We start from the raw sequence: 2,410 nt of genomic DNA, 5'->3' as shown, positions 1-2,410 counted from the left end.
CGTTGTACACACTCGACACCTCCTCATTCCTTCCGAAAAGTAGCCTCGATAAGCCGCTGCTGTCACGCGGTTCTTCGCTTAGCTAAAGACGGATGGTGTTAGATACCTAGCTGTCCTCACCATCGGTATGTCGTTCCGCATCTCGTGGCCCATCTCTCCCATTGTGAACCCTTCATCGATGTGGTGGCTGTAGATTTTTCATCTTGAAATCCGATTGGGCGACAAACTGTCCGGCCAGTTCAGCCAACTTCCGGGTTCGCTGGATGTCGGCCAGATTGTGCTTACAGAGTGGAAGCCAGTCGCCGGCCTGGAACGCATCCACAGCTTCGGCGCTGTCGTCAAACGGGTCGCACGTCTCCTCACCAACAAGGACATCATACACCCCAACGAGATCAGTCTGATCTTGTGTATTGAAGCGGTCAACCACCTGTATCATATCGGCGTACGCGATGTCACCAAAGGGCCATCGTAGTCCATGTTGGAGAAATCGCGTTTGACAGAAGGGGAGATCGAACCCACCATTCCACGTCTCACCATTGAATGCGGTCAGGTAGTGAGTGTCACCATCGAGTTGGTTCGTGACAAACGACGCGACCTCCTCGAGGAGTTCGCCCTCGTCAGCAACGACGTCGAGTTGGGCTGTCCCAGTTGACTCCTCATCAAGCGCCCTCACCAGTGTGTTGCGATCAACCTCGCTGTGGCCGCCAGTATTGAGAATAAGCGATTCACCGAGACCGTGCGCGAACCCAGCAACGGTGATGACAGCGTCCGCATCGAATCCAGAGGTCTCGATGTCGAACGCAACTGGAGTGAGTCGTGAGTCACTCATCTGTGAGGTCGATAAGGTCCTCGGATTTGAATCGATCTGCCGAAACGCCTAATCGCTTCAGTAGGAGGTGCCACGAGATCTGACGAGTCCTCTGTTCGCCCATCGTCACGTGCTCTTCAAGAGACCAGTTATCAAGCACATCGTCAACTACCTCAGCAGGTACGAGTAATTTCCCTACCTCTTCTTCGATCCCATATCTGACTGAATATACGACAAAAAAGTAAATCGGTGTGCGTGAATCGAACTGTGAGGTTTCAGCTATCAACTGGTCGTGATGATGCTTCCAGATTCGGAATTGTCCATATCGGCCAGGCTCGCTAGTACTACTCTGATAGCGAGCGACACAGGATTTGACCTGCCTTGTTGAACGCAAGACGGCGACGAGGTAGGGTCGATTGTTTGTAGTCTCAAGCTGTCAGAGGCGCGTTCTTACCGTCAGAAGATGCAGTAGCTGTTACTGACGGCGGTTATCGAAGGGTCAAAACTATGGTATCTTGCTTCGTTGTGTCAGTGACGACGGCGATGCCTCTCCCAGATACGTCCGGAGAAAGGGAGCAGGCGGCGAGGCCTAACTCGCCGCCTGCGTGAGGTTATGTACGATGCACTTCCGCGTGAGCTCCCGGAACTGGCCGTGCCAGCTCCGGGAGCGCAGCTTCTCGCCGTCGTCTTCCTTCAACTGCGAGAACCCCGTTTCACTCATCCACCGCTGGTTGTAATCCTCGTTCATCCGGGCGTTGTGAGCCTTCTGCAGCGGTGTCTGCTCCCTGTGCTTGATCAACGGTCGCGTTGAGTTGGAGCGACACTCCTCACGGAGGTCGCTCCACGAATAGTTCGCGTCAGCAGACAACACACGCAGGTCTTCCGCGTTCCGGCGGAAGACCTGCATCCCGATGTGCCCGTCCCACGCCTTCTGAGTCGTGAAATGAACGTCCTTGATCGCCAGCGAGTTCACGTCGATCAAGATCGTCGTCTTCATCGACTGGAACGAGTAATTCGCACGGTCGCGGTAGTGGTAGCTGGTTTGATCGCGCTGGAAACCGCTCGCATCAATCGCGGCTTCACCACTCCAGCCCGCCTGCTCCGCCGAAGTGCGGAGCAGGCGGCGGAGTTCACGCATCCGGTACTCGTTTTCCCACCGACAAAACGAGCTGTAGTGCGGTGCGTCGTCGAGATCAAACACGGCGAGAATACCGGGCATCTCGTTGAGGTAGTCTCAGTCGATCACATCGGGTTTGAGTGAAAGTGTCTGCTTGGGAAGGATGTGGAAGCTACCGAAGCAGACAGCGAGATAGAAGAAGAGCACCTGCTTAATTTTGTCGTCAACAGTCTCGACGAAGAGCTTGCGATAGATCTCGGTAATGACGTTGAGGTCACGACAGAGACGTTGTACGAGGTCCTCGCCGGCGCCAGCGCCGGCGGGACCTCAATCAACCACGTCTGCGAAACGACCGGCGACTCACCACACGCCAACACCGTCCGGGGACATCTCACCGAGCAGTTTGAGCTTGACTCGGTTGAGGCAGTTGGGGACATGCTCCTACAGCGAGATGCGCTTGCGACACTTCCAGATCGACCGGTGGA

Annotated in this window: 1 protein-coding gene and 2 pseudogenes; 1 reads left to right on the top strand and 2 read right to left on the bottom strand. The window is 55.3% G+C overall.

What is annotated here, in order from left to right:
* Window positions 1–172: 172 nt before the first annotated feature.
* Both J2751_RS15380 and J2751_RS15375 read right to left on the bottom strand, forming a co-directional pair.
* Window positions 173–829 (bottom strand): 3'-5' exonuclease family protein, encoded by a 657-nt coding sequence (locus J2751_RS15380; RefSeq protein ID WP_209487325.1) that lies wholly within the window; start codon window positions 827–829, stop codon window positions 173–175.
* 568 nt (window positions 830–1,397) lie between these two features.
* Window positions 1,398–2,042: pseudogene (locus J2751_RS15375) on the bottom strand (IS5 family transposase); the annotation flags it as partial.
* 48 nt (window positions 2,043–2,090) lie between these two features.
* Between J2751_RS15375 and J2751_RS15370 the strand changes: the two are divergent.
* Window positions 2,091–2,410: pseudogene (locus tag J2751_RS15370) on the top strand (ISH3 family transposase); the annotation flags it as partial.

Source organism: Halorubrum alkaliphilum (assembly GCF_017873815.1).
In the GTDB taxonomy this organism is placed as follows: Archaea; Halobacteriota; Halobacteria; order Halobacteriales; family Haloferacaceae; genus Halorubrum; species Halorubrum alkaliphilum.
This window is presented reverse-complemented; position numbering and strand designations above follow the sequence as displayed.

Bases quoted from the DNA above. Each gene is read 5' to 3' on its own strand.
- J2751_RS15380 (WP_209487325.1), bottom strand. From the start codon at position 829: ATGAGTGACTCACGACTCACTCCAGTTGCGTTCGACATCGAGACCTCT.